Source organism: Mesorhizobium sp. M0208, assembly GCF_040322015.1.
Lineage (GTDB): Bacteria > Pseudomonadota > Alphaproteobacteria > Rhizobiales > Rhizobiaceae > Mesorhizobium.
Genome location: NZ_JAMYSP010000009.1, coordinates 45,680 through 71,282 on the forward strand (window position 1 = coordinate 45,680; position 25,603 = coordinate 71,282).

Annotated in this window: 20 protein-coding genes, 1 tRNA gene and 1 pseudogene; 15 read left to right on the forward strand and 7 right to left on the reverse strand. The window is 61.9% G+C overall.

Going from position 1 to position 25,603, the window contains the following annotated elements; all coding sequences use genetic code 11:
* The first annotated feature begins 272 nt into the window (after positions 1 to 272).
* The gene (locus NKJ17_RS11790; protein WP_254819286.1) at positions 273 to 734 is read left to right on the forward strand and encodes a RidA family protein; all 462 of its coding nucleotides are present in this window, start codon (positions 273 to 275) and stop codon (positions 732 to 734) included.
* A gap of 65 nt (positions 735 to 799) precedes the next feature.
* Here NKJ17_RS11790 and NKJ17_RS11795 read toward each other — a convergent pair whose 3' ends face one another.
* The gene (locus NKJ17_RS11795; protein ID WP_023719402.1) at positions 800 to 1,042 is read right to left on the reverse strand and encodes an SMc00767 family acetate metabolism repressor; all 243 of its coding nucleotides are present in this window, start codon (positions 1,040 to 1,042) and stop codon (positions 800 to 802) included.
* 70 nt (positions 1,043 to 1,112) lie between these two features.
* Positions 1,113 to 2,402, reverse strand: coding sequence for an isocitrate lyase (aceA, locus tag NKJ17_RS11800; RefSeq protein WP_352688456.1), 1,290 nt, complete (start codon positions 2,400 to 2,402; stop codon positions 1,113 to 1,115).
* 238 nt (positions 2,403 to 2,640) lie between these two features.
* On the opposite strand from aceA, the gene NKJ17_RS11805 reads away from it, so the two are divergent.
* From NKJ17_RS11805 to NKJ17_RS11835, 7 genes are all read left to right on the forward strand, one after another.
* The gene (locus NKJ17_RS11805; RefSeq protein WP_352688458.1) at positions 2,641 to 4,092 is read left to right on the forward strand and encodes a helix-turn-helix domain-containing protein; all 1,452 of its coding nucleotides are present in this window, start codon (positions 2,641 to 2,643) and stop codon (positions 4,090 to 4,092) included.
* Between the two features lie 192 nt (positions 4,093 to 4,284).
* Positions 4,285 to 5,187 carry a DUF2167 domain-containing protein gene (locus tag NKJ17_RS11810; protein ID WP_352508665.1) on the forward strand — a complete coding sequence of 301 codons (903 nt, stop codon included), beginning with the start codon at positions 4,285 to 4,287 and terminating at the stop codon, positions 5,185 to 5,187.
* Positions 5,188 to 5,369: 182 nt separating this feature from the next.
* The gene (locus NKJ17_RS11815; RefSeq protein ID WP_352508666.1) at positions 5,370 to 6,323 is read left to right on the forward strand and encodes a DMT family transporter; all 954 of its coding nucleotides are present in this window, start codon (positions 5,370 to 5,372) and stop codon (positions 6,321 to 6,323) included.
* Positions 6,324 to 6,675: 352 nt separating this feature from the next.
* Positions 6,676 to 7,773 carry a polyamine ABC transporter substrate-binding protein gene (locus NKJ17_RS11820; protein WP_254819291.1) on the forward strand — a complete coding sequence of 366 codons (1,098 nt, stop codon included), beginning with the start codon at positions 6,676 to 6,678 and terminating at the stop codon, positions 7,771 to 7,773.
* 74 nt (positions 7,774 to 7,847) lie between these two features.
* Positions 7,848 to 8,987 (forward strand): ABC transporter ATP-binding protein, encoded by a 1,140-nt coding sequence (locus tag NKJ17_RS11825; protein ID WP_352644202.1) that lies wholly within the window; start codon positions 7,848 to 7,850, stop codon positions 8,985 to 8,987.
* 9 nt (positions 8,988 to 8,996) lie between these two features.
* On the forward strand, positions 8,997 to 9,965 hold the full coding sequence (locus NKJ17_RS11830) for an ABC transporter permease subunit (RefSeq protein WP_352688461.1): 969 nt from the start codon (positions 8,997 to 8,999) through the stop codon (positions 9,963 to 9,965).
* Complete coding sequence (locus NKJ17_RS11835; RefSeq protein ID WP_254819294.1) at positions 9,962 to 10,780, forward strand: ABC transporter permease; 819 nt, start codon at positions 9,962 to 9,964, stop codon at positions 10,778 to 10,780. Before NKJ17_RS11830 ends, NKJ17_RS11835 begins: the two co-directional genes overlap by 4 nt.
* Positions 10,781 to 10,798: 18 nt before the next feature.
* On the opposite strand, the gene NKJ17_RS11840 is transcribed toward NKJ17_RS11835, so the two are convergent.
* Positions 10,799 to 12,649 carry an AsmA family protein gene (locus NKJ17_RS11840; protein WP_352508669.1) on the reverse strand — a complete coding sequence of 617 codons (1,851 nt, stop codon included), beginning with the start codon at positions 12,647 to 12,649 and terminating at the stop codon, positions 10,799 to 10,801.
* A gap of 183 nt (positions 12,650 to 12,832) precedes the next feature.
* Between NKJ17_RS11840 and NKJ17_RS11845 the strand changes: the two genes are divergently transcribed.
* Positions 12,833 to 14,791, forward strand: coding sequence for an acetoacetate--CoA ligase (locus tag NKJ17_RS11845; protein WP_352688463.1), 1,959 nt, complete (start codon positions 12,833 to 12,835; stop codon positions 14,789 to 14,791).
* Positions 14,792 to 15,072: 281 nt separating this feature from the next.
* Here the strand turns inward: NKJ17_RS11845 and NKJ17_RS11850 are convergent, their stop codons facing one another.
* Positions 15,073 to 18,819 (reverse strand): PAS domain S-box protein, encoded by a 3,747-nt coding sequence (locus NKJ17_RS11850; RefSeq protein ID WP_352688465.1) that lies wholly within the window; start codon positions 18,817 to 18,819, stop codon positions 15,073 to 15,075.
* Between the two features lie 252 nt (positions 18,820 to 19,071).
* Here NKJ17_RS11850 and NKJ17_RS11855 point away from each other — a divergent pair, with 252 nt between their 5' ends.
* Both NKJ17_RS11855 and NKJ17_RS11860 read left to right on the forward strand, forming a co-directional pair.
* Positions 19,072 to 19,530, forward strand: a complete 459-nt coding sequence (locus NKJ17_RS11855) for a phasin (RefSeq protein WP_352506908.1) — start codon at positions 19,072 to 19,074, stop codon at positions 19,528 to 19,530.
* 339 nt (positions 19,531 to 19,869) lie between these two features.
* A tRNA-His gene (locus NKJ17_RS11860) sits at positions 19,870 to 19,946 on the forward strand.
* Positions 19,947 to 20,009: 63 nt separating this feature from the next.
* On the opposite strand, the gene NKJ17_RS11865 is transcribed toward NKJ17_RS11860, so the two are convergent.
* A complete protein-coding gene (locus NKJ17_RS11865) occupies positions 20,010 to 20,918 on the reverse strand; it encodes a LysR family transcriptional regulator (RefSeq protein WP_352506907.1) in 909 nt (302 codons plus the stop codon).
* Between the two features lie 135 nt (positions 20,919 to 21,053).
* On the opposite strand from NKJ17_RS11865, the gene NKJ17_RS11870 reads away from it, so the two are divergent.
* The 4 genes from NKJ17_RS11870 (at position 21,054) to NKJ17_RS11885 (ending at position 23,735) form a co-directional block, all read left to right on the forward strand.
* Positions 21,054 to 21,806: an SDR family NAD(P)-dependent oxidoreductase gene (locus NKJ17_RS11870; protein ID WP_352506906.1), complete on the forward strand. Its 753-nt coding sequence runs from the start codon at positions 21,054 to 21,056 to the stop codon at positions 21,804 to 21,806.
* Between the two features lie 91 nt (positions 21,807 to 21,897).
* The gene (locus tag NKJ17_RS11875) at positions 21,898 to 22,626 is read left to right on the forward strand and encodes an SDR family oxidoreductase (protein WP_352506905.1); all 729 of its coding nucleotides are present in this window, start codon (positions 21,898 to 21,900) and stop codon (positions 22,624 to 22,626) included.
* Positions 22,626 to 22,970 (forward strand): Atu4866 domain-containing protein, encoded by a 345-nt coding sequence (locus NKJ17_RS11880; RefSeq protein WP_502896106.1) that lies wholly within the window; start codon positions 22,626 to 22,628, stop codon positions 22,968 to 22,970. The genes NKJ17_RS11875 and NKJ17_RS11880 overlap by 1 nt, the downstream gene beginning before the upstream one ends.
* Positions 22,971 to 23,480: 510 nt before the next feature.
* Positions 23,481 to 23,735, forward strand: coding sequence for a hypothetical protein (locus tag NKJ17_RS11885; protein ID WP_352475839.1), 255 nt, complete (start codon positions 23,481 to 23,483; stop codon positions 23,733 to 23,735).
* 113 nt (positions 23,736 to 23,848) lie between these two features.
* Here the strand turns inward: NKJ17_RS11885 and NKJ17_RS11890 are convergent, their stop codons facing one another.
* A complete protein-coding gene (locus NKJ17_RS11890) occupies positions 23,849 to 24,331 on the reverse strand; it encodes an ankyrin repeat domain-containing protein (protein WP_352475838.1) in 483 nt (160 codons plus the stop codon).
* A gap of 135 nt (positions 24,332 to 24,466) precedes the next feature.
* Positions 24,467 to 25,602: pseudogene (locus tag NKJ17_RS11895) on the reverse strand (DmpA family aminopeptidase).
* Position 25,603 lies beyond the last annotated feature (1 nt).

Here is a 25,603-nt window from a genome sequence, read left to right on the forward strand (position 1 = left end):
TCAAAGGGCATATCAGGAGAATATCGCAAGAAACATTAAAATTAAAATTAAGTGCTTTCTTTGTCGCCGCCCGAAGGAGAAGTTGCACCACAACCGGGCAGGCTCCAGTGAACTTTAGCTTTGCAGCGCGAACGACCAACTCGCAGCCGTAGCCGGGTTGACGAAAGATTGGATGAAGGCGAGGCAGGTCTGTCGCGAGCTTGTCGTATCGTCTCGGCGGACTACCCTTCCTCGTTGGCTAAGCACGTCTCTTTGATCGACGGGAGATGACAATGGAACTCGTGACTCACAAGAAATTCAAAAATGGCCGGTTGATGCCGTGGGGAAAGGGTACGGTCGTTACCGGCGCAAAGGGGTTTGTCTATCTTTCCGGAAACACCGCGACCGTCGAGGACTACGATCCGATCGGCAAAAGCGGCGGCGGCGCCGTCGGCGGTGCGGCCGCGCAGTGGCGCGAAATTCTCACCAACATCAAATCAGACCTGGAAGAGCTTGGCACTGCGCTCGACCATCTCATCAGGCTGACCTTCTTTGTTAAGGGGCCATTTCCCGATGGCGGCGTTCTGAGCTCTCCCAATTTTCGCCTGGACGTCCTGGACGAATTCTTTGCCGAGCACTGCCCGAAGCACTGCAGCTACAACAACCCGCCGCCCTCGGAAGTTATCGGCGTTGCAGCACTTGCGCAGCCTGATCTTGTCATTGAAATCGTTGCACTAGCGGCTCTGCCGGACTAGGCAGAGCCGCGGCGTGCGGCGTGCGATAACATGCGCTCAAAAAAGGCGCGGTGCGGTAGAATTCATCAGTCGTGGCTCCGTTGCGTGACGATGACCGGGATCAGCAGGTCGCCCCAGTTGCCGTCGCCGCCATGGTGCCGTGCCGAGCGCACCAGTTCGACCGAGACGCCGGCCTCGACCGCCTTCATTACCGACTGATTGAGCCTGTGCAGATCGTTCGCCAACATTCGGATGGTCGCCTGCTGGTCGACATTCATGCTGGTGGCCTGCTCTTCGGCCCGTTCCTTGACGCGGCTTATCGATGCCATTGGTCTTCTCCCTGTTTTGCCGTGCCTGTTGTGTTGCCATGCCAGTTTGGGCGTTCCCTCTGTTTGTCCGCTATTCCGCCGCCGGCCTGAATTGGGCGTGCTCGGTCGATCCATGCATGGCCGTGGTCGAAGACTGGCCACCGGTGATCGCCATCGAGACGGCGTCGAAATAGCCGGTGCCGACCTCGCGCTGGTGCTTGGTGGCGGTGTAGCCATTGGCTTCCGCGGCGAATTCCGCCTCCTGCAGTTCCGAATAGGCTGCCATCTGCCGCTCCTTGTAGCCGCGGGCGAGCTCGAACATGCCGAAATTGAGCTGGTGGAAACCGGCCAGCGTAATGAACTGGAACTTGTAACCCATGGCGCCGAGTTCCTTCTGGAACTTCGCAATCGTCGCGTCATCGAGATTCTTCTTCCAGTTGAAAGACGGCGAGCAATTATAGGCAAGCAGCTTGCCTGGATGATGCTTGCGCACGCCCTCGGCAAACGTCCTGGCCTGCCCCAGATCGGGCCTGGAGGTCTCGCACCAGATCAGGTCCGCATAGGGCGCATAGGCGACGGCACGGGCGATGCAGGGCTCGATGCCGTTGCTGACATGGTAGAAGCCCTCCGCCGTACGGCCGGCGCCATAATCGACGAAGGGCCGGTCGCGTTCGTCGATGTCGGAGGTCAGGAGCTTTGCCGCTTCCGCGTCGGTGCGCGCCACGACCAGTGTCGGCGTGCCCATGACGTCGGCGGCAAGGCGCGCCGCGTTGAGATTGCGGATGTGTGCGGCGGTTGGGATCAGCACCTTGCCGCCGAGATGGCCGCATTTCTTCTCCGAAGCCAGCTGGTCCTCGTAATGGACGCCGGCCGCACCCGCCTCGATGAATGCCTTCATGATCTCGAAGGCGTTGAGCGGCCCGCCGAAGCCGGCTTCCGCATCGGCGACGATCGGCGCGAACCAGGTGTCGACCGACAGCCCCTTACCTTCGCAAGTCTCGATCTGGTCGGCGCGCTGCAGGGTGCGGTTGATGCGCTTGACCAGTTCGGGCGCCGCATTGGCGGGATAGAGCGACTGGTCCGGGTACATGGCGGAAGCGGTGTTGGCATCTGCGGCGACCTGCCATCCCGACAGATAGATCGCCTTCAGCCCGGCCCGCACCTGCTGCATCGCCTGGTTGCCCGACATGGCACCCAGCGCGTTGACGAAATCCTCTTCATGGATGAGCCGCCACAGCCGGTTTGCCCCCATTTCGGCGAGGCTCTGCCGGATCTGCACCGAGCCGCGCAGCCGGTTCACCTCCTCCGGCGCATAGGGCCGTTCGATGCCATCAAAGCGGCCTTGCGGCGCCGACGGAACAAGGTTGTAAAAGTCGGTCATTGGTCACTCCAGGCGGGTTTGATGCCGGTTTCGGATGGCGTCGCAGAGGGAAAAATGTGTGCGCCATGTGTGACATCATTTACACGCCGGCACGACGCAAGCGAGGTAAACCTCCAGATTAGCCAGAAAATAAGAGAAAACCTGTGTTGTGTTTGACTAATGAGAGCGGTAAATCTGTCATGATTGTAAATGCCGCCAATGCCATCGGCGGATGTAAATTTCTGTCAAGGGCAGTCGATTGGCCGACCATAAAATCTTCGCCGGGCCGCGCATTCGTCGCATCCGCAACGCCAAGGGGCTAACCCAGACGGCGATGGCCGAAGGGCTCGGCATCTCGCCGTCCTATCTCAATCTCATCGAGCGCAACCAGCGGCCGCTGACGGTGCAACTGATCCTGAGGCTGGCATCCGTCTACAAGGTCGACCCGCACGAACTGCAAGGCGAGGCGCGGGGATCGGTCGCCGATTTGAAGGAAGTGTTTTCAGATCCGCTGCTGGCCGGCGAACTGCCGGGCGACCAGGAACTCATCGAGCTTGCCGAGGCGGCGCCCAACGCTTCCGCCGCTGTGATAAAACTGTTTCGCGCCTATCGCGAGCAGGCCAAGCGATTATCGGATCTCAACGAGCTGCTCGCGCGTGAGGGCAAGGCCACCGCACTCTCCGGTGCCCGGCTGCCGATCGACGAGGTGCATGAGATTTTCGAACGCCGGCCGAATCATTTTCCCGCGCTCGAAGAGGAAGCCGAGGCATTCACGTCGGTGCTCGATCCCGGCGACGATCTGTTCAGTGCGTTGAAGGCTTGGCTGCGGCGTGAATTCGGTATCGTCGTCAAGGTACTGCCGGTCGCCACCATGCCCAACTGGCGCCGTCGCTATGACCGTCACTCGCAACGCCTGTTCCTGTCCGAGCGCCTGTCGCCATTCGATCAGTTGCGCGAGGTGGCTATGGAGGCCTGTCTGATCCGGATGAGCGTCGCTGTCGCCGCCGAGATCCAGGCGCTGAAGCTGACCACGGACGAAGCCCGCCGGCTGGCGCGTTTCGAGCTCGGCCGCTATGCCGCGCACGCTCTGATGATGCCCTATCAGCCTTTTCACGCCGCTGCGGTCCGCACCCGCTACGACATCGACATGTTGCGGTCGCGCTTCGGCGTTTCGTTCGAGCAGGCGGCGAACCGGCTGGCCACGCTGCAGCGGCCGGGGGCGTCAGGTGTGCCGTTCTTCATGCTCGAGGTCGACAGTGCCGGCAATCGCTTCCGCAAGGCGGGCAGCCACGGCTTTCCGCAAAGCCGCTTCGGCGGCGGTTGTCCGAGGCTGCCGGTCCATGCCGCCTTCGCCCAGCCCGGCCAGATCCTGGTCGAGGCGGTGGAAATGCCCGACGGCGCAGCGTTTATCTGCATTGCCCGCACGCTCGAGGGGCCGCCGGGCTCGTTTGCCGAGCGGCCGCGCCGCACCGCGCTGCTGCTCGGCTGCGACATCGGTTTTAGCGACGAGGTCGTCTATGGAGCGGCGTTGCCGAGGCCCGCCGCCATCGGCAAGACCGGACAGAGCGCCACGGCGACGGCGACGCCGGTTGGCCCTGCCTGCCGGCTGTGCGAGCGCATCGGCTGCCTCGCCCGCGCCGAGCCACCCGTTACACGCCCGCTCGGCCTCGATGAGATGGTGACGGGGCTGTCGGCATTCGATTTTCAGTGATCCGGCTCCAGCAATATTGCGGCTGAATCTTCGACCGAAGAACCTCATCTGTTCCTGCGGCGGCAACCAGTAAGCTGGTTGTTGTCGGCCAAAATATTGGTTCAGCCAAAATATTGATTCAGCCGAATATTGATTCAACATTGACAGTACGGTATCAAAAAAAAGAACTGCGCAACGGTCGGGGGATCAATGATGGGCAGGACAGTTTTTTGGCTTGGCTTGGCGCTCGCGTTTTCGGTGGCCGATCCCGCATTGGCTGAAAAGTCCTCGGATTTCTTCAAGTCCTATCAACAGTATAATGATGCCGGCAAGGCGTTCCTGGACAAGATCGATCCGAAGACCGGCGCGATAAATCTTGCCGAAGGCATCCATCTCGATCTCAAGGACAAGTTCTATTTTCTGGACAAGAAGGACACGCTCACCGTCCTCACCGAAGCCTGGGGTAATCCGCCCGACTCTGGTTCTGATGCCCTCGGCATGATCTTTCCAGTCTCCCATGATCCCATTGCCGATAACAATTGGGGGATAGAGCTGCGCTGGGAAAAGATTGGTTACGTCGACGACAGTGACGCCGCGTCCATCGATTACAATGAACTGCTGCGCAATATGCAGTCAGACACTCTGTCCGGCAACGATCAGAGGGTAAAGGATGGCTACGCGCCCATTACGCTGATCGGCTGGGCGTCGCCGCCGGTTTATGACGCGGCCCACAAGCGCCTTCACTGGGCCAAGGAGCTGCAATTTGGGAACGATGCCGCCCATACGCTCAACTACGACGTCCGTTTCCTTGGCAGGGAGGGCGTCTTCGTGATGAGCTATATCGCGACGGTGGAACAATTGCCGGAGATAAGGCAAAGCCTGGATGAAGTGCTTGGCCTCGCGGACTTCAATACCGGCAAGACATACGCCGATTTCGTGCCGGGCGTCGATACGGTTGCGGCGATTGGCGTCGGTGGCCTGATTGCCGGAAAGCTGGCGGCGAAAGCAGGTTTTCTGGTCGTGGCGCTGATCGCGCTGAAAAAGTTTGGCCTGCTCCTGCTGGTTCCCCTGGCCGGTCTCTGGCGCTTTATCCGCGGCAACAGGGGCACGTCGTAAAGCGATCGTCGACAGGTCGCCTCGGATCATCGCCGGGCGAGGGCGAGGCGCCCTCATCAGTGCGCCAAACGGAACATTGAACTGGATCACGCCCGGCCTTCTGCTTTGCGTTACGCGAATGAGGCACGTCTCTGTCGTCCATTGCACGTCGTGCTGCTCCGAATTCGCCGACAGTCGCACCCATGACCGATACCGCATCATCTCCGGTTGCCGCTTCGCCGATCGTGTCGCCGCAAGGGGAACGCGTCGGTTTCCTGCTGGTATTCCTGTCGGCGCTGATGTGGAGTTTTGGCGGCACAATTGCGCGCTTCATCGACAACACTGACAGCTGGACGGTGGTGTTCTGGCGCTCGGTCTGGGCCGCTGCCTTCCTGCTCTGCTTCATGGTCTGGCGCGACGGCTGGCGTGGCACGCTGAAGCTGTTTCGTGGCATGGGCCTGGCCGGCCTTGCGGTGGCGTTCTGCTTCGCCACGGCGTCGACCTCTTTCGTCGTCGCGCTTGCCTATACCACCGTCGCCAACATTCTGTTGATGCAGGCCGGCGTGCCGCTTCTGGCTGCGCTGTTTGCCTGGGCGCTGTTTCGCGAACGGGTGGCGGTGGCGACCTGGTTGGCGATTGCCGCCGTCATTGCCGGCGTCGCCATCATGGTGTCGGAATCGCTCGATGGCGCGGTATCGCCGATCGGCGACGGGCTGGCGCTGCTCATCGCCGTCATGTTCTCGGTCGCCACCGTCATCACGCGCCGCTTTGCCCATGTGCGCATGACCCCGGCGACTTGCCTCGGCACGATGCTGGCGGCCGCCTTTGCGGCATCGCAAGGGTCGGCCCTCGGCGTCTCGAGCCACGATATGGGCTTTCTCTTTGTCTTTGGCGTGATCAATCTGGGACTCGGCCTCGCCTTCTTCGCCACCGGCGCCCGGCTTGTTCCGGCCGCCGTCGCGGCGCTGCTCGGCACGTTCGAACCGATCCTTGGCCCGATCTGGGTCTGGCTCATCCATTCCGAGGTGCCGTCGGCGCGCACCATCGTCGGCGGTGCGGTCGTCGTCACCGCACTGCTCGTCCATATCGGGCTCGAATTCAAGCGTCAGACGCGGCCCGCGCGAGCGGGCGTCACCGGTGTGCCGTCGCCTAATTGATGCAGCGCACGCGACAAAGCGAGATGAACCATTGACAATGTCGCGGCCGCGCGGGCAGGCTGCGATCACGGCAACAACAAGACAGGCGTATCTTGCCAAGTCTCCATGCCGGCCGCATCGAGGCCGGACAACATCGTCGTCTCCCTGCCCGCGCCGTAGCGAAAGCTTCCGACGGCGCCGGAACACCAGCAACGCCACGCCAAGTCTTCGCTGTCGCCTCGTCGCCGAACCATAATGGCGCCGGCAATTCCCGCTTGTCGCCTGCCTGCAAGCCCAATACCCTGAAGCAAATGCCCAGCCGCGCGAGCGCCGCGACGAGCTGGCGACGGAACACTCATCAAAGGAGAATAGCATGACCCGCAAAGCGCTCTGGCTTTCGGCGACTTCGGCGTTTCTGGCAGTTTTCACCTTAGGCGCGCATGCCGAGGATCGCGTCGTCAACGTGTTCAACTGGTCGGACTATATCGACAGTTCGATCATCGACGACTTCACCAAGGAAACCGGCATCAAGGTCGTCTACGACACTTTCGATTCCAACGAGATCCTGGAAACGAAGCTGCTCGCCGGCGGCAGCGGCTACGATGTCGTCGTGCCGAGCGGCAATTTCCTTGCACGCCAGATCCAGGCGGGTGTGTTCCAGAAGCTCGACAAGTCGAAACTGCCGAACATTTCCAATATGTGGGACACGGTCATGGAACGGACCGCCAAATATGATCCCGGCAACGAATATTCGATCAACTACATGTGGGGTACCGTCGGCATCGGCTACAACATCAAGAAGGTGCAGGCAGCGCTCGGCACCGACAAGATCGACAGCTGGGACGTGTTCTTCAATCCCGAAAGCCTGGCCAAATTGAAGGACTGCGGCGTCTATGTGCTGGATTCGCCGGCCGACATCATACCGGCGGCATTGAAATATCTGGGCCTCGACCCGAACAGCACATCGCCCGATGAGATCGCCAAGGCCGAAGAAACATTGCTGAAGGTCCGGCCCTATATCCGCAAGTTCCACTCGTCCGAATACATCAACGCTCTTGCCAATGGCGACATCTGCCTGGCGGTTGGCTGGTCGGGTGACGTCTTCCAGGCCCGCAACCGCGCCGACGAAGCCAAGCAGGGCGTCGAGATCGGCTACTCCGTGCCGAAGGAAGGTGCGCAGATGTGGTTCGACCAGATGGCGATCCCGGCCGACGCGCAGCATGTCGCCGAAGCGCATGAGTTCCTGAACTACATGATGAAGCCCGAAGTGATCGCCAAATCGTCGAACTATGTGCTCTACGCCAACGGCAACAAGGCTTCGCAGCAGTTCATCGACAAGGCGATCCTGGAAGATCCGGCGATCTATCCAGACGCCGCCACCTTGCAGAAGCTCTACACCGTCTCGCCTTACGATCCCAAGACCCAGCGCATCATCACCCGCACCTGGACCAAGATCGTCACTGGCCAATAACAATCTGACCAGGCCCCGGCAGCCGGCTGCCGGGCCCGCTTTCTCATGGGGCAAGCAGCAGGACGGAGTGGGACATGAAATCGCTTGGCAGCATCCGCAGGGATTTCGCGCCATGGAACGATCCGAACGCCAAGCCATACATCCAGTTCGACAACGTCACCAAGAAATTCGGTGAGTTCACGGCGGTCAACAACCTGTCGCTGACCATCTTCGAACGCGAATTCTTTGCCTTGCTTGGAGCCTCAGGCTGCGGGAAATCGACGCTGCTCAGGATGCTTGCCGGCTTCGAGGAGCCGACCGCCGGCCGCATCCTGCTCGATGGCCAGGATCTGCGCGGCATTCCGCCCTACCGGCGGCCGGTCAACATGATGTTCCAGTCCTACGCCTTGTTTCCGCATATGACGGTCGAGAACAACATCGCGTTCGGCCTCAAGCAGGAAGGCATGGTCAAGGCCGATATCGAAAAGCGCGTCGCCGAGATGCTGAAGCTGGTCAAGCTCGAGCAGTTCGCCAAGCGCAAACCGCACCAATTGTCGGGCGGCCAGCGCCAGCGCGTCGCGCTCGCGCGCTCGGTGGCAAAGCGCCCGAAAGTCTTGCTGCTCGACGAGCCGCTTGGCGCGCTGGACAAGAAGCTGCGCGAGGAAACCCAGTTTGAGCTGATGGACCTGCAGCAGAATCTCGGCCTCACCTTCGTCGTCGTCACCCATGACCAGGAAGAGGCGATGACGATGGCCGACCGCATCGCCATCATCGACAAGGGCGAGGTGATGCAGGTGGCGACACCGGCCGAGGTCTACGAAGCGCCGGGCTCGCGCTTCGTCGCCGGCTTCGTCGGCAACGTGAATATGTTCGACGGCAGGATCGCGGCTGGCGAGGCCGGCAGCGCAAGCATCGATGCCGGCAACGGCATCACCATCCGAACTGAAAACGCCGGTAGTGCCGCCGCCGGGACATCCGTTACCTTCGCCATCAGGCCGGAGAAGATCAAGGTGTCCTCGACGAAACCCGCCGGTGCCGTCAATGCCATCCAGGGCGAGGTCTACGATATCGCCTATCTCGGTGACATGACCGTCTATCACGTCAGGCTGGACGATGGTCAGGTGGTGCGGGCAAGCACCATGAACGCGGCACGCCTCACCGAGGATCCGCTGAGCTGGAACGACCGCGCCTGGATTTCCTTCCGCCCTGACGCCGGCGTCGTGCTGACACGGTAGGAATTGATCATGTCCGCTGTCACTGCCGCAACAAGCTCTCCGGCAAATGCTGCCGGCAAATCCGCCTCGGCCAGGCTGAGCGCGGCTTTCGTTAGCCGTCTCGTCATTATCGTCCCCTATCTCTGGCTGCTGTTCTTCTTTCTTGTCCCGTTCATCATCGTCTTCAAGATTTCGCTGTCGCAGACGGCGATCGCCATGCCGCCCTATACTCCGGTGCTCGATTTCCGCGGCGGCATTTCCGGGTTCATCTCGGGGGTTGGCGCGCTCAATTTCGACAACTACACGTGGCTGACGAAGGATGCGCTCTACTTCAACGCCTATGTGACGAGCGTCGTCGTCGCCGCCATCTCGACGGTCCTGACATTGCTTGTCGGCTATCCCATTGCCTATGGCATGGCGCGCGCTCCGGCGACGATCCGCCCGACCTTGCTGATGCTGGTGATCCTGCCGTTCTGGACCTCGTTCCTGATCCGTGTCTATGCCTGGATCGGCATCCTCAAGCCCGAGGGCCTGCTCAACCAGCTGCTGCTCGCCAGCGGCATCATCAGCCAGCCGCTGATCATCCTCAACACCTATACGGCTATCTTCATCGGTATCGTCTACTCCTATCTGCCGTTCATGGTGCTGCCGCTCTATTCGTCGTTGGAGAAGATGGACCATACGCTGATCGAGGCGGCGAAGGATCTCGGGTGCCCGCCGACCAGCGCCTTCTGGAAGATCACCTTTCCGCTGTCGCTGCCCGGCGTCATCGCCGGCTGCCTCCTGGTGTTCATTCCCGCCGTCGGTGAGTTCGTCATTCCCGACCTGCTCGGCGGCTCGCAGACGCTGATGATCGGCAGGACGCTGTGGAACGAGTTCTTCGCCAACCGTGACTGGCCCGTGTCGTCCGCCGTTGCCGTCATCCTGCTGCTGCTGCTGATCGTGCCGATCATGATTTTCCAGCGGGCCCAGGCGCGTGCTCAGGAGCAGGACCAATGAACGCCACCTGGAGCCGCTTCAACGTCATTTCGATCGTGCTCGGCTTTGCCTTTCTCTACCTGCCGATCGTCCTGCTCGTCGTGTTCTCTTTCAACGAGTCGAAGCTGGTCACCGTCTGGGGCGGCTTCTCGACGAAATGGTACGTCTCGCTGTTCCACAACCGGGGTCTGATGGACGCCACCTGGGTGACGGCCCGGGTCGGCGTCATCTCGGCAACCGTGGCGACCGTGCTCGGCACGCTGGCGGCGCTCACCTTGACACGCTACACGCGCTTTCGCGGCCGGCTTCTGTTTTCGGGCATGGTGTTTGCGCCGCTGGTCATGCCCGAAGTCATCACCGGCCTGTCGCTGCTGCTGCTCTTCGTCGCCGTCGGCCTCGACCGCGGCTTTCTGACGGTGACGCTTGCCCACACCACGCTGACCATGTGCTTCGTCGCGGTGGTGGTGCAGTCGCGCCTGATCACCTTCGATCGGTCACTGGAAGAAGCCGCGATGGACCTCGGTGCACCGCCGGTAAGGACCTTCTTCCAGATCACGCTGCCGGTCATCATGCCGGCGATCGTCTCCGGCTGGATGCTGGCCTTCACGCTCTCGCTCGACGACCTGGTTATTGCCAGCTTCACCTCGGGTCCCGGCGCCACGACACTGCCGATGAAGATCTACAGCCAAGTTCGCCTCGGCGTGACGCCGGAAATCAACGCCGCCTGCACCATCCTGATCGCCGTTGTCGCCGTCGGTGTGATCATCGCTTCGCTTGTCAACAAGAGCCGCGAAGTGCAGCGCCAGCGCGACGAGCAGGCCGCGCAGCGCGGTTGAAGCTGCTGCTGCTGCTGCTTACTCTCCCGAAACGCCGCGGCTTATCGGCGAGATGAACGGCGTGCTCCACGTGCCGCCGACGAAGAACGACGACTGATTGGGTCCCTGGGCGTTCGTCTGCGTGGCAGCCTGGCTCGGCCGGACGATGCCGCCGGACAGTGCCAGCCCGCGTCCGGCATAGGATGCAATGCCGGAAAGCCAGATCTTGTATTGCGCGGAATTCACCTCGGCCTTGTCGATGCGTGCCACGCCGTTCGAAATGCTCGCCTTGAGCTCTGCCCCGTCGATCGGCAGCGTTCCGTCCGAGACGTCGTCCAGCGCGAAGAATCCGCCCTGTTCGGTGTGCTTGAGGAACGCCGGCAGGTTAAGCCGGCTCAGCGCACCCGCGCCGAACGTCGCGGACAGCGAGCCATTGGCGTTTTCGAAAATCGAGTCCCAGGTTCTGCCAGGCCCCTTGAGGATGACCGAAACGGTTCCAGTGCCGATCGGCACCAGCCGTGTCATCCCGGCCGCGGTGCCGAAAGCGCCGCCGTCGATATCGGAAGCAAGCAGCCGGATCTCGACTTCGGTGCCGGCGGGCTTGCGGTCGAAACGGACGCTGCTCTGGACGTTGCCGCCAAAGGCGGATGCATCCGAGATGTCGAAGACGGCAAGGCCGTTCTTGACCTGGGCGGTGGCGGCGACCTCGGCAAGCTGGATGGCGCCGGCCGTGGCATGCGCCGCCGACAGCCTGAGATCGAGATTGATCCGGTCGGCGAAGCTCGTATCGATTTCGCCCGGATCGGTGCCGCCGGCCGATGGCACCGGGGCAAAGGCGGAAAGAAATGATCTGAGGTCGAGCGTATCGAAGGCAAGTGTGCCGGAGATCACCGGCAATGCCTCGCCGTAGGTGAAGTCCAGCGCGCCCATTCCGGGGTTGTTGTCGAGGGTCAGGGCGGTGTTTTCGAATTTGACGCGCCCGGCCGTCGCCGTGATCTTGCTTGAAACCGAGATCGAGCCGATTGCCGCACCGGGCGCGATGCCGGCCTGCGACCATTCGAGCACGCGTCGGAGCGAAGGTGCGGCGAATTTTGCCTGGCCGTCGAAATAGCCGTTTTCCGACATGCTGGCGCGGCCGTCGAATGAAAAACTGGCCGGCGCCGCCTTGAAGGAAAACGTGACCGGTGCTGTGCCGCCACCAAACAACACAAGCGGGTTCGGCGATGCGGCGTCGATGGCAACACTTTCGCCGCGCCATATCCCGGTCGCCGACAGCGTCGCATTGCTGTTCATCGCGGCCCAGTTCGCCTGGCCGCTCAGGCTGCTCAATATCTCCTGGTCCTTGTCGCCGATGGCAGCCACCACGCGGCCGTCCCTGAACTCGACTGTGCCGAACGGATCTGTTGGCAGCTTGCCGAGATCCGGCTTGGCGGGATTTGTGTTGATCACCGCGCGGGCAGCATCGATCGAACGCGTAATGCGCCCGCCGCTGGGAATCGCAGGCAGGAAAAACCCGCTCGCGGTACGCTGAACCCGGATCGTCGGTCGTACCAGCCGCGCCGTCGAAAACACCACGTCGCCACGCAGCGCCGCCATCGCCGAGAGGTCGACCTCGACCCGTTCGGCTTCGACCACGGGCGGCGCATCCGTCTCTGTCCATTGCGACAGCGTCACGTCGCTCAGGATCGCCCGGAAATTCGGCCAGACCTCGATGCGCGGCGCGCCGTCGATGGTGACCCGGAAACCGCTCCAGGCGCTCATTTCCCATGCGATGCGGTCGCGTACGATGCGGGTCGAGGCGATCAACGGCAAGGCTGCGACGACCAGCGCGATGACGATGACGGCTGCGCCGATCGCCCATATTCCGCGTCGGATCAAAGGTGATGGCATATCGCCCTGTATGCTTCCATTCCGACAAAATCGCCCGACGGGTGTAACCGACGGCTGACGCATTTCAAGTCTTTATGGCCCGGCGATGGCATTTGCGCACACCCTGACCGGCGCGGTCCAACAAAATCTTGCTCTGCTGCATCGCGATATTGCATAAGCGATGCAGCCTGCGGAGGAACAATGATGGCTGACGACGCACCGCTCTGGATCCCGACGCAAGAGCAGATCGACGCGGCGCCGATGACCGCCTTCATGAACGCCGCGGCGAGCATGGCCGGCGAGTCTTTCTCCTCCTATGCCGACCTGCATCGCTGGTCGATCGATGACCGCGAGACCTTCTGGAGCTTGGTCTGGGACTTTTGTGGCATCGTCGGCGACAAGGGCGAACGCGTGCTGATCGATGGCGACAAGATGCCCGGCGCGACCTTCTTCCCTGATGCGAAGCTGAACTTCGCCGAGAATCTCCTCAAGAAAACCGGGCTTGGCGACGCAATCGTCTTTCGCGGCGAGGACAAGGTCGAGCGGCGGCTGTCCTGGAACGAGCTGCATGCGCTGACCTCGCGCCTGCAGCAGCTTTTCCTGTCGCTCAAGGTGAAGAAGGGCGACCGCATCGCCGCGATGATGCCCAACATGCCGGAGACCGTTGCTGCGATGCTGGCGGCCGCCTCGATCGGCGCGGTCTGGTCGTCCTGCTCCCCGGATTTCGGCGAGCAGGGGGTTCTCGACCGGTTCGGCCAGATCGAGCCTGTCGTGTTCATCGCGCCGGACGGCTACTGGTACAATGGCAAGGCGATCGAAGTCGCCGACAAGATCGCGGCCGTGGCGGGCAAGCTCGCCACCGTCCGCAAGGTCCTCATTGTCGACTATCTCGGCACCTCGCTCGACGTCGCGGCGACCATCGGCAAGGCGGCCGCGCTGGAAGAGGCGCTGTCACCCTTTGCCGCCAGGCCTGTCAGCTACGAGAGGCTGCCGTTTTCGCATCCGCTGTACATCCTGTTTTCGTCCGGCACGACCGGCATCCCCAAATGCATTGTCCATTCGGCCGGCGGAACGCTGATCCAGCACGTCAAGGAAGAACGGCTGCATGCCGGCCTGCTCGACGGCGACCGCTTCTTCTACTTCACCACCTGCGGCTGGATGATGTGGAACTGGCTGGTGTCGGGCCTGGCGTCGGGCGCCACCTTGCTGCTCTACGACGGCTCACCCTTGTACCCGGACGGCAATACGCTGTTCGACTTCGCCGATGCCGAGAAGATGACGTATTTCGGCACCTCGGCCAAATTCATAGATTCCGTGCGCAAGGCCGGCCTCAAGCCGATCCGCACGCATGATCTTTCCAGCGTGCGCGCCATCTCCTCGACCGGCTCGCCGCTATCGCCGGAAGATTTCCGCTTCGTCTACGAAGGCATCAAGAAGGACGTGCATCTGGCTTCGATTTCCGGCGGCACCGATATCGTCTCCTGCTTCGTGCTCGGCGTGCCGATCGAACCGGTATGGACCGGCGAGATCCAGGGGCCTGGGCTCGGTCTTGCCGTCGATGTCTGGGACGATGACGGCCGGCCGCTCCGCCAGGAGAAGGGCGAGCTCGTCTGCACCAAGGCGTTTCCCGCGATGCCGCTCGGCTTCTGGAACGACCCTGACGGCAGGAAATACCGAGCCGCCTATTTCGAACGGTTCGACAATGTCTGGTGCCACGGCGATTTCGCCGAATGGACCGCCCATGGCGGCCTGATCATCCATGGCCGTTCCGACGCCACGCTCAATCCGGGCGGTGTCAGGATCGGCACGGCGGAGATCTACAATCAGGTCGAGCAAATGCCGGAAATCCTCGAAGCACTATGCATCGGCCAGGATTTCGACAATGACGTTCGCGTGGTGCTGTTCGTGCGGCTGGCGGCAGGCGTCGAGCTCGATGCCGAGCTGGAAAAACGCATCCGCGCGAAAATCCGCATCGGGGCGAGCCCGCGCCACGTGCCGGCCAAGATCGTCGCCGTCAGCGATATTCCGCGCACCAAATCGGGCAAGATCACCGAGCTCGCGGTACGCGACATGGTGCATGGCCGCGCCATCAAGAACAAGGAAGCGCTCGCCAATCCCGAAGCGCTCGAGCTGTTCCGCAACCTGCCGCAGCTTGCCGACTGACCCGGGATCCAAGGCGGGAGCCGTTTTGAGGTCTCAGGTATCGTTAACAAATTATCTCTTCGGAATTTACCTAGATTTCATGAGTGGTACACATTGGTAAACTTTCCGGCGTGCCGGTAAGGATTTGTTAAGGCCCGGCATCGATAGTCGTGCGTAACTTGAGGGAGAAATCCCGTTCCTCTTAGCCCCGAGAGGATCTGATTCGCTCAAGCCCCGTTGTGACAGCAATCCTATCATTCAAGGCGTCCTGTTGGACGCCTTTTTTCTTTGCGCAACCATAGCTAACCGGCGAGCACACGGGTCGAGGGAAAGGCGACTTCGACCAGGGTTCCCTCGCCGGGCGTCGAGTTGATGGTGAACCGGGCCCGGTTCGCTTCGACCATCGCCTTGGTCAGCGGCAGCCCAAGACCGGTGCCGTCGCCGCGGCCGCGCTTCAGCGCATTGATCTGCTTGAACGGCTTCAGCGCCTGCTCGATCTCGGACGGGCTCATGCCGATGCCGGTATCGCGCACGCGCATGACGACATCGCCGGAGAGTTCGTAGGCCGTCGACACGATAACCTGGCCGCCGGCCTGCGTGTAGCGGACGGCGTTCGACAGGATGTTGAGCGCGATCTGCCGAACGCTGCGCAGATCGGCCACCACTTCCGGCAGCCGCGAGGCGAAGCTGGAGCGGATGATGACGCGTTCCCGGTTGGCTTGCGGCTGCATCATCGCCACGGTTTCGGCCAGCGTGTCGTTAAGCGACACCGCCTCGTAGGCCATCTCCTGCTGGCCTGCCTCGATTTTCGAAATGTCGAGCAGGTCGTTGACCAGATCGAGCACGTGGTTGCCCGAACGGTTGATGTCGCGCAGATAGTCGCGATAGCGGTCATTGGCCACCGGCCCGAATTTCTCGTCGACCATCAGCTCGGAAAAGCCGATGATGGCGTTGAGCGGCGTGCGGATCTCGTGGCTGATGCGGGCCAGAAAATCGGTCTTCTGCGACGAGGCGCGTTCGGCGACCGCGCGCGCCTGGGTCAAGTCCTCTTCGGCCCGCTTCCACTGGGTGATATCGCGCACCACCGCACAGAAGCCGCTGTCGTTGGGCAGCCTGCCGATGGTCATGAACAGCGGAATGAAACGCCCCTGCGCCTCGCGCCCGATCACCTCGCGGCCATCGTTCATCACGCTTGCAACGCCGGGCTCCGACAACCCCTCGAGATAGTCACGCGCCGCGCGCTGGCTTTCGATCGCAAACAGCGAGACGAACGGCTTGCCGGTCACCTCGTCGCTGTCGAAGCCAAACAGCGCTTCCGCCGGACGGCTAATTGAACGGATCGTTCCGTTACGGCCGATCAGCACGACGCCGTCGGTGGCGGTGTCGATGATGGTGCGCATTTCGGCAATGCGCGCCTTGAGCTCGGAAACATCCGGCTGCGTTTGGTCGTCGGCAGCGCCATGCGGAATGGCTGATGCTTCGTCGTCGCCGGAACGGCGTACGACCAGCATCAGTGCCTTGCCGTTCCCCCACGGGACGGAGCGCAAAATCGCGTCGATCGGAAACTCCTGACCGTCGCGCGTCCTCAGCCGTAATGCGCGGTCGCCGCCCTCCGAACTGCCGTCGTCGGCATAAGGGTCGGCAAACAGCGCGCCGAGCCCGCCCGCCTCGTCCAGGGCGTTGAGCGTCGCATAGCCGGTCAAGCCGAGGAATTCGTCGTTCGCGTAGTACAGTTGATCGCCGGAATGGATAAGCACCGGCACCGGTAGCTTGCCGAGGATCGAGGTATCCGGCCCCTTGTTGTCCGCTCCGGCAAACGCCGACGGCACGAAGCCGTCGAGTTTGAGCGGTGGTGCCTGCGGCCGCTCGACGGGCGGCACCTGGCCGGCAGCGTCGGCTGCGCTGTCCTCGGACCAATCCTCACTGTCCTCGGCGTCACGGAAATCTTCGGCCGTCATGCTATCGTCGTCGCCATCCCGCGGCGCTTCGGCGACGATCGTTCGACGGTCCGTGCTGGGCTCATCGCCTTCCTGCGCTTCATCGCTGGGTTCGCGGTCGGCATAGTCGAGCAGCGATCCGGAAACAGGGCGTGTGACGGGTTCGCCGGCTTGCGCCTCTGCTACCGCCTCATCCGGCTGCTCGCCGTCGAGCCGGGCGAGGTCCTTCTGGTCCTCGGCATCGGCCTCGGGCGGTTCGGCGGCAGCCGCCCCGCTTTCCGGACCTGGTTCCGGCATCTCACCCTTGTCCGTCGGGCCGGCTCCTTTCAGCTTTGGCTCGTCGGCATTGCCGGCTGCCTCGACTTTCTCAACCGGCTTCTGCTTTCCGGCGCTGGGCTGTTCTTCGGCCGGGGTGCTGTCCTTCTTGAGACGCTCGCCAATCTCGCGAAACGCGCTGCGTTCCAGCGTCGACAGGCCCTTGTCGTTGGCCGGCTGCCGGTGCTCGGCCAGCCGGATCACCTTGTCGGCAAAGCGCCGCTCGGGCTTTGGCACGATGGTCAACGCCGGCACTTCGCCCCTGAACGGATCGGCGGGTTTCGGTGTCGCCGGGGCAGGTTCGACGGCTTCCGGCCCAACGCTCGCGGCGGGCTTCTCCTCGGCGACAAGGGCCATGCCGACGGCATCCGGATCGACCACCGCATCGCCGCTCCTGGCGACGCCGAAGCCGCGAAAACCTTCGAAAACCCGGCTGCGGCTGTAAACCGGGAGCGCCGCCAGATCGACGGGTATCTTCAGATCGGTGCCGGCGACCGGCCACAGCACGGAGCGGCCGGACCAGGTGTCGCGCCGTTCGAGCAGGCCGGCAATCTCGCCAGAAGCATCGAGGCCATAGGCGGCCGAAACATCCTCGAAGCGGCGGCCGATCACGTCGGCGGCAGGCCTGCCGACAAGCTCGGCAAATTCCGGCGACAGGGCGCTGAACCGGCCCTCCGCGTCGGTACGCCAGACGAAACGCATGGGCGCGGCGGTGCGATCGATCGCCGAAGCGCGGCGTTCGGCCGGGGAGGCGGCTTTGGTGGCTTTTGCGGCGCTTTCCGGCGAAGTATCCGCGCCGGCCTGCGAAGCGTCCGGGCTGTTCTCGGCTTTGCCGGACGCAGCTGCCCCGGGCGGGACCTGCGCGTCGTCGCCGGCATTGAAGTACCAATGATCATGCTGCGTTGGCGTTTCGCCAACCGTGTGTTGATTGTCAGCCGCGTCGACAGCTTCGTGCTCCGCCGATGCTGAGGTGCCTTCCATCGCTGCAAGGTTGATCTCCGCCGCGCCCATTCTGGCGATTGGCGGCTCGTTGTCTTGGCCCGTCGGCTGGGGAAGATCGCCACCGCTCGGTGCCGTTGCTGCTTCGCTGCCGGTTTCCCCCCCGGCGCGCTCGCCATCAGGGGCCTCGCCGTCGAACCGGTCCTCGTCGATCACCACCAGCAGGTGCCGCTCGTCCGTCAGCCGGGCAAGGCCCGCCGGATAGGAGCTGGATCCGCCTGGGACCAGGCGCTTGACGATGCGGTCGCTCTCGTTCGCCACGTCGGCGACAAGCGCGGCCAGCGTCTCAGGCCGGATGCCGAGTGCCGAAAAGCCGTCCGATGCGGCGTCGATATTGCCCTTGGCGTCGACAAAGGCGATGTAGTGGCCGTCTTCCGTAAAACCACCGATGGCGCGATCGGCGATCTCGGCCGCGCTGCGCGAGCCGGTCTGCGCCGCCGGCAGCGCCAGCATGATTGCTTCCTCGCCATCGGGCATGGTCACTGCGCTGGCCAGGAAGCCGACCGCGCGGCTGGTCAGGCCGGTCGCCAGCCGGACCGTGATGGCACGGTCGCGGCCGATCTGCGGAAAACCGCTGGTTGCCATGATCTGGCGCCTGGCGATCAGCGGCAAACCTGCCGAGGCGCCGATGATCGCGCCGATGTCGGGATAGCCGAATACCGCTGCGCCGGGGCCGTTGGCCCAGATCACCTGCTCGAGATCGGCCGACAGAATAGCGATCGCGTCGCCTGCGGCGAAGCGCAGGCGGACCGGGTCGAGCACGGCGACATCGAGGAAGGAGTAGTTTTCAGCCGGCATGCGTTTGGCGACCCTCACAGAGCGGGCAATTTGCGGTTAACGCTTTGTTAATAAAAGCCGACGGCGCGAAGGTCCACAAGTCATAGCGTGCAACCAATGGAATCTCTAGGCGCGTGGTTAACGCCACGAATAAATAATATATGGTGCGATGCAACAAACATGTTGCAATGCACAAAAATTGCCTTTATATTGCCATGATACATGAACGAGACGGCTTTTCGTCAAAGCCGCTGCCGCTGAAAAGGATGGAAAATGTCCAGGACCAAGACCGCTGAAACGATCGAAAACGCCGAATTCCCGAGCTTCGACGCTTCCAAGGCCACCGACCAGATCCGCGCTTTCGCCGAAAAGGGCGTCGAGCAGTCGAAAGAGGCCTATGCCAAGCTGAAGACCGGCGCCGAGGAGACCCAGAAGGCTCTGGAGTCGACCTACGAGACCGCCAAGTCCGTTTCCAGCGACCTGTCGCTCAAGACCATCGCCGCCCTGCGCGCCAATGCCGAAGCCGGCTTCTCGCATTTCGAAGCGCTGATCGGCGCCAAGTCGCTGTCGGAAGTCGTCGAGTTGCAGACCGCTTTCCTGCGCAAGCGCGTCGAAATGACCGTCGAGCAGGCCAAGGACTTCCAGGCGGTTGCTGCCAAGGCGGCCGAGGACGTATCCAAGCCGATCAAGACCGCCTTCGAGAAGGCCGTGAAAGAAATCAAGATCGCCTAATATTTGCACACAGTTTGACGATGCATCAAAAGGTCGCATTTCGTCAGACAAATAGATGTGCGATATAGTCGTTCAAACGAATACCCGGCGAGTGGAACCTCCTCCCTCTGCTCACCGGGGTAACCAGCCAGCACCTCCTCCCGCTGGCTCGTAACAGGAAAAGGCCGGCACCTCCTCCCGCCGGCCTTTTCTTTGTCCGGCGGAAAATGACGCGATGCCGGAGCGAGCTTTTGCCTTGCCAAAAGCCTTGAATTAAACTCCGATAGCCCGTATGGACGCATCGCCGAACGACAGAGCGGGTCCCGAACGTTTCATCTCGATCCCGCTCTGGCAAAACGTGCCGTTGTAGCTCAGATGGTTAGAGCGCCGGATTGTGGATCCGGAGGTCGCTGGTTCGATCCCAGCCAACGGTACCATCACCTTTCAACTACACTTCTGACCGGCAAAATACTGCTAAAGCGGTCTTATGACCGGTTGCCTCACCCAGGGTCCCGCGCCTGACGCGCGCCGCGCAGGTGGTCCACGAGGGCTCTCAGCTTCGGCGCGACATTCCGTCGGCTGGGGAAATAGAGATAGAAACCAGCAAACGGCGGGAAATAGCCGTCGAGGATTGGTACAAGCTCGCCGCGGTCGATCCAGGGGCGGAATGTATCCGCCATGCCGAACGTGATCCCGGCGCCTGCAACGGCCAGCCGGATCATCAGCCACATGTCGTTGGTCGTGATCTCGGGCGCAACCGCCACGTCGAATTCGCGCCCGTCCTCGCCAAACTCCCACCGATAGGGCGAAACTCCCGGCGCCGGCCGCCAGCCGATACAGCGATGAGCCACAAGCTCGCGCGGATGGGCGGGTGCTCCGAACTTTTCGAGATAGCGCGGGGCGCAGACGGCCATCTGCCGCTGATCGCCCGATACCGGCACGGCAATCATGTCCTGCTCGATCACTTCGCCGAGCCTGACTCCGGCATCATAGCCTTCGGCAACGATGTCGAATTCCTCGTCTGTCACCACGATGTCCAGATGCACCTCGGGAAACGTTTCGGTAAAGGACGCCAGCAACGGTCCTGACAGAAAGGTCTCTGCGATAGACGAAACCGCGATCCGCAGGCGGCCGCGCGGGCGGTCCAGAAACTCCGTGGTGGCTTCGACTGCCGCGTTCACGTCGGCGATTGCCGGTGCGACGCTCGCCAACAGGCGCTCGCCCGCTTCGGTCAGGTTGACGCTGCGTGTCGTGCGCTGCAGCAATGCGATCCCCAGACGCTGTTCAAGCCTGAGGATGCTCTGGCTGACCGCTGAGCGCGTCACGCCCAACCGGTCCGCAGCAGCGCGAAAATTGCGTTCCTCAGCGACCGTGACGAAGACAGCAATTGCATTGAGATCGACGTCCATTGGTTAGCCGCACTTACCTTAGAGGTTAACAATAGGCGGCTTATCGCGACAATGCCCTGGCTCTATCTCTGTCGCAACGGCAAGAAGGCTTGATCCTCCCGATCCAAGCCGAAGCCGACCGACAAGGAGTATCCCATGACATCACTCCCTTCCTCCTGGGACCTGGATGGAAAAGTCGCCCTCGTGACCGGCGCGGCACGCGGCATCGGTCGCTGCACGGCGGAGCTGCTGCGTGCGCGCGGTGCCCGGATCGTGGCAAGCGACCTCAGCGACACCGTACGCGAATTGGAAGCCGAGGACGTGGCAACCCTGGTCGGCGACGTCGTCGACGAGGATCTGGCCCGACGCTCGGTCGAGCTCGCGGCGAAGCGCTTCGGACGCCTTGACATCGTCGTGAACAATGCCGGTCGCACGCTCAACAAACGTCTGACGGAGACCTCGGTCGACGACTACGACCGCATTCTGCAGATCAACGCGCGCGGCAGCTTCGTCACCGCCCGTGCCGCTGTGGAACTGATGGCCGCCGGTGGTGGCGGCGCGATCGTCAATGTCTCATCGATCTCGGCCGTCGCGGCCTTCGAGACGCAGGCGGCCTATGCCTCCTCCAAGGCGGCTGTCGCACAGCTGACCAAGGTAATCGCGATCGAATATGGGCGTATGGGCATTCGCTGCAACGCCGTTGCCCCTGGCGTGATCGAAACCGACATCATGGAAGGTGTGGTGGAGAATGGCCGGGAGATGCTGCGCAGTTTCGGCAACGCGCATCCGATCGGCCGGATCGGCCAGCCGCAAGAAGTTGCCGAGGCCATCGCCTTTCTTGCCTCGCCGGCATCCAGCTTCATCACCGGGGCGTTGCTTCTGGTCGATGGCGGCTACACCGCCCAGTGATCCCCTATAAAGCCGGCGCGCCGCGGGAGCTCATCCGCACGCCATCCCTTCACATCGTGAAATAATCACAAAACCAAAAGGATCGTCTACGATGACCATGAACAAAGTTGTTCTGATCACCGGTGCCTCCAGCGGCATCGGTGCTGGCATCGCCCGCGAACTTGGCGCGGCAGGTGCAAAGCTGATGCTCGGCGCGCGGCGCGCCGACCGCCTTGAAGCGCTTGCGGCAGAAATCGAGGCGGCTGGTGGAACGGTTCGCGTGCGAGCGCTCGACGTCACCAAGAGGGCGGACGTCGCAGCATTCGCCGATGCCGCGCGGGCCGAATGGGGCCAGGTAGATGTCATCGTCAACAATGCGGGCATCATGCCGCTGTCGGCCATGGCAGCCATGAAGGTCGACGAGTGGGAGCTGATGGTGGACGTCAACGTCAAGGGTGTTCTGTACGGCATCGCGGCGGTGCTCCCTGAGATGACGGCACGTGGCTCCGGGCATATCATCAATATCGGTTCCATTGGCGCACTGGCCGTCTCGCCCATGGCTGCCGTGTATTGCGCAACGAAATACGCTGTCCGCGCGATTTCCGATGGGCTCCGCCAGGAGAGTGATGATATCCGCGTAACCTGCATTCATCCCGGTGTGGTGGAAAGCGAACTGGCGGACACGATCACCGACGAAGCCGCTGCCGCCGCCATGAAAACCTGGCGCGCTATTGCCCTGCAACCCGGTGCCATCGCCAGGGCAGTGCGCTACGCAATCGAACAGCCCGACGATGTCGACGTCAACGAGATCGTCGTGCGTCCGACGAAGGCGGCGCATTGATGCCATCCACTTTGACCGCAGTGCATACGGGCATTGCCCTTGCTGTAACTCCAGCCGGCCTGACCCTTCCTTCAACTCCAATCCTTGCAGAGGAACCAATGACGCAGCAAGATCATCCTTACGTCGGACTGTGGGTCACCGAGGATCGCCATATCAGGCACGAACTCCTGCCGAACGGCCGTTATGACGAAGCGCGCGGTGACCGCGAGAGCGCCTATCAGGGACGCTACGAAGTGCGGGGCAACCACATAGAATACTGGGACGATACGGGCTTCACCGCGGATGGTGAGTTCGTCGAAGGCGTCCTCTATCATGCCGGCATGATCCTTTACCGCCAGCGGTAGAGAGCCACCCTGAGACAAGCACTTCAGGGCTCCACAAGACGCTATTGCATGCCTTGCATAACGCGCTCGGCAGCTTGCACTGCAAGGCCGGTCACGCCATATCTCTCCCAGCAAGCGCGGCGGAAAGAAGCAGGACCGCGAGCAGAGTCGACATTGCAAATGGTTGTCACTATATAGCGGCGGCTTTGACGGCTCGCCTTTTACGTCGTGCCAGCGAGAGCGCGGTAAATGTGCTAGCTATTGTGACATCTATCGTGATCTAAAACGGCTTGAAAACCGAAAAAAAGCAAATAGAAACAATAGCGCGGGTCGAACGAGTTTCCTCGAGAGAATCAGTCCTCAAAAACCAGAACGTGCTCCTTGAACCCTCCATTCCCTTCGGCTCTGTGGACCTCGGACAAGTTCGGCTTGCCGGGCGAAGCCGACTCGGCTCGAATGGCAGCACGCATCTTTTCGAAGATGCCGACGTTTATGATTACCAATCGGGACAGCCGCTAGGGAAACAGCAGTATGAGTGAACACGCGATCGAGTTCTTGCGCGGGTGGATTGGCGAAAAAGTCCACTGCCAGCCCTCGCCAGCCAGAATCGAGAAGCAGGCCGAGACCCTCGCCAGGGAATGCGCGGCCAAGGCTGCCGAAGCCGGCATACCCCTGGAGGATATTCAGGAAGAGGTCGGCGACATTCAGGAGCTCATTGCTTCGAGGCTCGAAGAGGCGGCCGAGGCCGAGCAGGACGAAAAGAATTCGAACAAGCCCGCCGAGTAATATGCTTAGGAACAGTATGCGACAGTGGCTTGTCGAGATCGAAGTTCCTGGCGCCAGCTATTTGAAGCACAGCATACACCATTAATTGCTTGCTGGGTGAAGCTAGCGGGTTTTCAGCCCAGGAACGCGTTAATGTCGTAATTTCCAATGGTCTTTGCGAGGTCTTGCGGCGAACAGCCAAGCTTGTTTTTCAGTGTCTTATCTGAGCCAGCTGAGAGAAGAAGCTTGATCAACTCGCCACGGCCCCGTGATTCAAACACGGCACGCCACAGGGGCGTGTTTCCATGAATGTCTTGGGAAGAAACATCTGCGCCGCCCTTGACTAGAAGTTCCGCCACCTCGAGCCGATATTCGCGAGCAGCAAAGTGCAGCGGTGTTTCCAGATTCTTGTCCTGCACATTCACCTTCGCTCCACGCTCGATCAGTGCAGCGACGATTGCGGTCTCGCCATCTTTTGACGCATAAAACAACGGCGTCCGGCCTTCGCGATCTAACGCATCGACATCTTTCCCCTCTGAGATGGCCTGGATGACTTCAGCCGAGCTATGTCTCATCACCGCCTTGTGCACGGGTGCGGGACCATCTGGGTTGCTCATACTATGGCTCCGATTGGGCGATGAGTCTTCCAATTGATATTTTTTGGGGTCGTTTATTCGTCGTTGAGCTGCTTTGGGTTAATCCTTCGCGGCTTCCAGGCCATTCCTGCCGAAGACGGCGAAGACCGCGAAAGCTTAACCAAGATCTGCAGTGTGATGCGCCCCGAATCTACCTTCGAGCCACCCTTTCGGCAATGCCGGCACGAAATTGCCGTCGCGCCCGCTCATGTCTTCGTTGGCGATCAAAGCATTGAGGATTGCTTCCTCCACGCTCTGAATGACGGCGTCGAAGAACGGGTTGATGTCGGCATCCGGTATGTAACCGGCGCTGGCCAATTTGCCGGCCGCGCCGCGCGCCGCATCGGCATTGGCCGTGCTGAACGCAAGAAAAATATCGCCGGACGAATTGTATCCATAGCCGCCGGTCAGCGCGACCCCGAGGGGCACGCGTTTCGCCAGCCGTTTCAACTGGTGCGGCATGAATGGCGCATCGGTGGCGACGATCGCGATGATCGAGCTCTTTTCCGCTCGCGGCGTGTTGTCCCGGATCGCCGGTTCGGCGAGTTCCGCTCCGGCCCTGATGCCACCTATGACGAGGTTTCGCCTTGCACCGAAATTCGACTGGACGAAGCAGCCGATCGTGAAACGCTCTCCGTTCCAGTCGACGCTGCGCGAGGATGTGCCGGACCCTGCTTTGAAGCCGAAGGTGATCATGCCTGTGCCGCCGCCGACGCTGCCCTCTTCATCGGCCCGCTTTCAGCCGTGTCGAGCGCGGAAAACACGTGCTCGAAGCTCAGATGATGGCCGTTGATATCGTTGAGAAAGCCATCATAAGTCTCGCCCGCCACCGGCAGCGCCCAGGCGCTGTCGAGCGCGTGCGGCAGCACCGTCTGCATCCAGCGCAACGTTGCGTCGCGGCTGACGCCGCAGGAATGCGTGTTGGTGATGGTGATGGGAAGATTGAACGCTCCGAGCTCCTCTATCAGATGCGAGCCGGTCAGTTCGCCATTGCCATTGGCGCTGAACACACCGGCGAACGCCGGGACGGCCAACTCGTCTCTGGGCCTTGGCAGGATCGCGGTCACGCCGGTGCGTACCGGACCCTTGCCGACAACGAGCGGCCCGTCCCCTGAGATCAGCGTCGTATAGCCGACCGTCACGCCGGGCACATCGGTGATGGCATTGAAGCGGCCTGGGGTGCCTTCGAATGGGATATCGACGGCGCGTGCACGCAGTTTGCCCGAGGGCGTCGTAAGATGCGGATCGGTCATT

Excerpts from the sequence above, each read along its gene's own strand:
- NKJ17_RS11830 (WP_352688461.1), top strand. The coding sequence starts at position 8,997 with ATGTCCGCTGTCACTGCCGCAACAAGCTCTCCGGCAAATGCTGCCGGC.
- NKJ17_RS11820 (WP_254819291.1), top strand. The coding sequence starts at position 6,676 with ATGACCCGCAAAGCGCTCTGGCTTTCGGCGACTTCGGCGTTTCTGGCA.
- NKJ17_RS11855 (WP_352506908.1), top strand. The coding sequence starts at position 19,072 with ATGTCCAGGACCAAGACCGCTGAAACGATCGAAAACGCCGAATTCCCG.
- NKJ17_RS11870 (WP_352506906.1), top strand. The coding sequence starts at position 21,054 with ATGACATCACTCCCTTCCTCCTGGGACCTGGATGGAAAAGTCGCCCTC.
- aceA (WP_352688456.1), bottom strand. The coding sequence starts at position 2,402 with ATGACCGACTTTTACAACCTTGTTCCGTCGGCGCCGCAAGGCCGCTTT.
- NKJ17_RS11890 (WP_352475838.1), bottom strand. The coding sequence starts at position 24,331 with ATGAGCAACCCAGATGGTCCCGCACCCGTGCACAAGGCGGTGATGAGA.
- NKJ17_RS11840 (WP_352508669.1), bottom strand. The coding sequence starts at position 12,649 with ATGCCATCACCTTTGATCCGACGCGGAATATGGGCGATCGGCGCAGCC.
- NKJ17_RS11815 (WP_352508666.1), top strand. The coding sequence starts at position 5,370 with ATGACCGATACCGCATCATCTCCGGTTGCCGCTTCGCCGATCGTGTCG.
- NKJ17_RS11810 (WP_352508665.1), top strand. The coding sequence starts at position 4,285 with ATGGGCAGGACAGTTTTTTGGCTTGGCTTGGCGCTCGCGTTTTCGGTG.
- NKJ17_RS11850 (WP_352688465.1), bottom strand. The coding sequence starts at position 18,819 with ATGCCGGCTGAAAACTACTCCTTCCTCGATGTCGCCGTGCTCGACCCG.
- NKJ17_RS11790 (WP_254819286.1), top strand. The coding sequence starts at position 273 with ATGGAACTCGTGACTCACAAGAAATTCAAAAATGGCCGGTTGATGCCG.
- NKJ17_RS11865 (WP_352506907.1), bottom strand. The coding sequence starts at position 20,918 with ATGGACGTCGATCTCAATGCAATTGCTGTCTTCGTCACGGTCGCTGAG.
- NKJ17_RS11875 (WP_352506905.1), top strand. The coding sequence starts at position 21,898 with ATGACCATGAACAAAGTTGTTCTGATCACCGGTGCCTCCAGCGGCATC.
- NKJ17_RS11845 (WP_352688463.1), top strand. The coding sequence starts at position 12,833 with ATGGCTGACGACGCACCGCTCTGGATCCCGACGCAAGAGCAGATCGAC.
- NKJ17_RS11825 (WP_352644202.1), top strand. The coding sequence starts at position 7,848 with ATGAAATCGCTTGGCAGCATCCGCAGGGATTTCGCGCCATGGAACGAT.
- NKJ17_RS11885 (WP_352475839.1), top strand. The coding sequence starts at position 23,481 with ATGAGTGAACACGCGATCGAGTTCTTGCGCGGGTGGATTGGCGAAAAA.
- NKJ17_RS11880 (WP_502896106.1), top strand. The coding sequence starts at position 22,626 with ATGCCATCCACTTTGACCGCAGTGCATACGGGCATTGCCCTTGCTGTA.
- NKJ17_RS11795 (WP_023719402.1), bottom strand. The coding sequence starts at position 1,042 with ATGGCATCGATAAGCCGCGTCAAGGAACGGGCCGAAGAGCAGGCCACC.
- NKJ17_RS11835 (WP_254819294.1), top strand. The coding sequence starts at position 9,962 with ATGAACGCCACCTGGAGCCGCTTCAACGTCATTTCGATCGTGCTCGGC.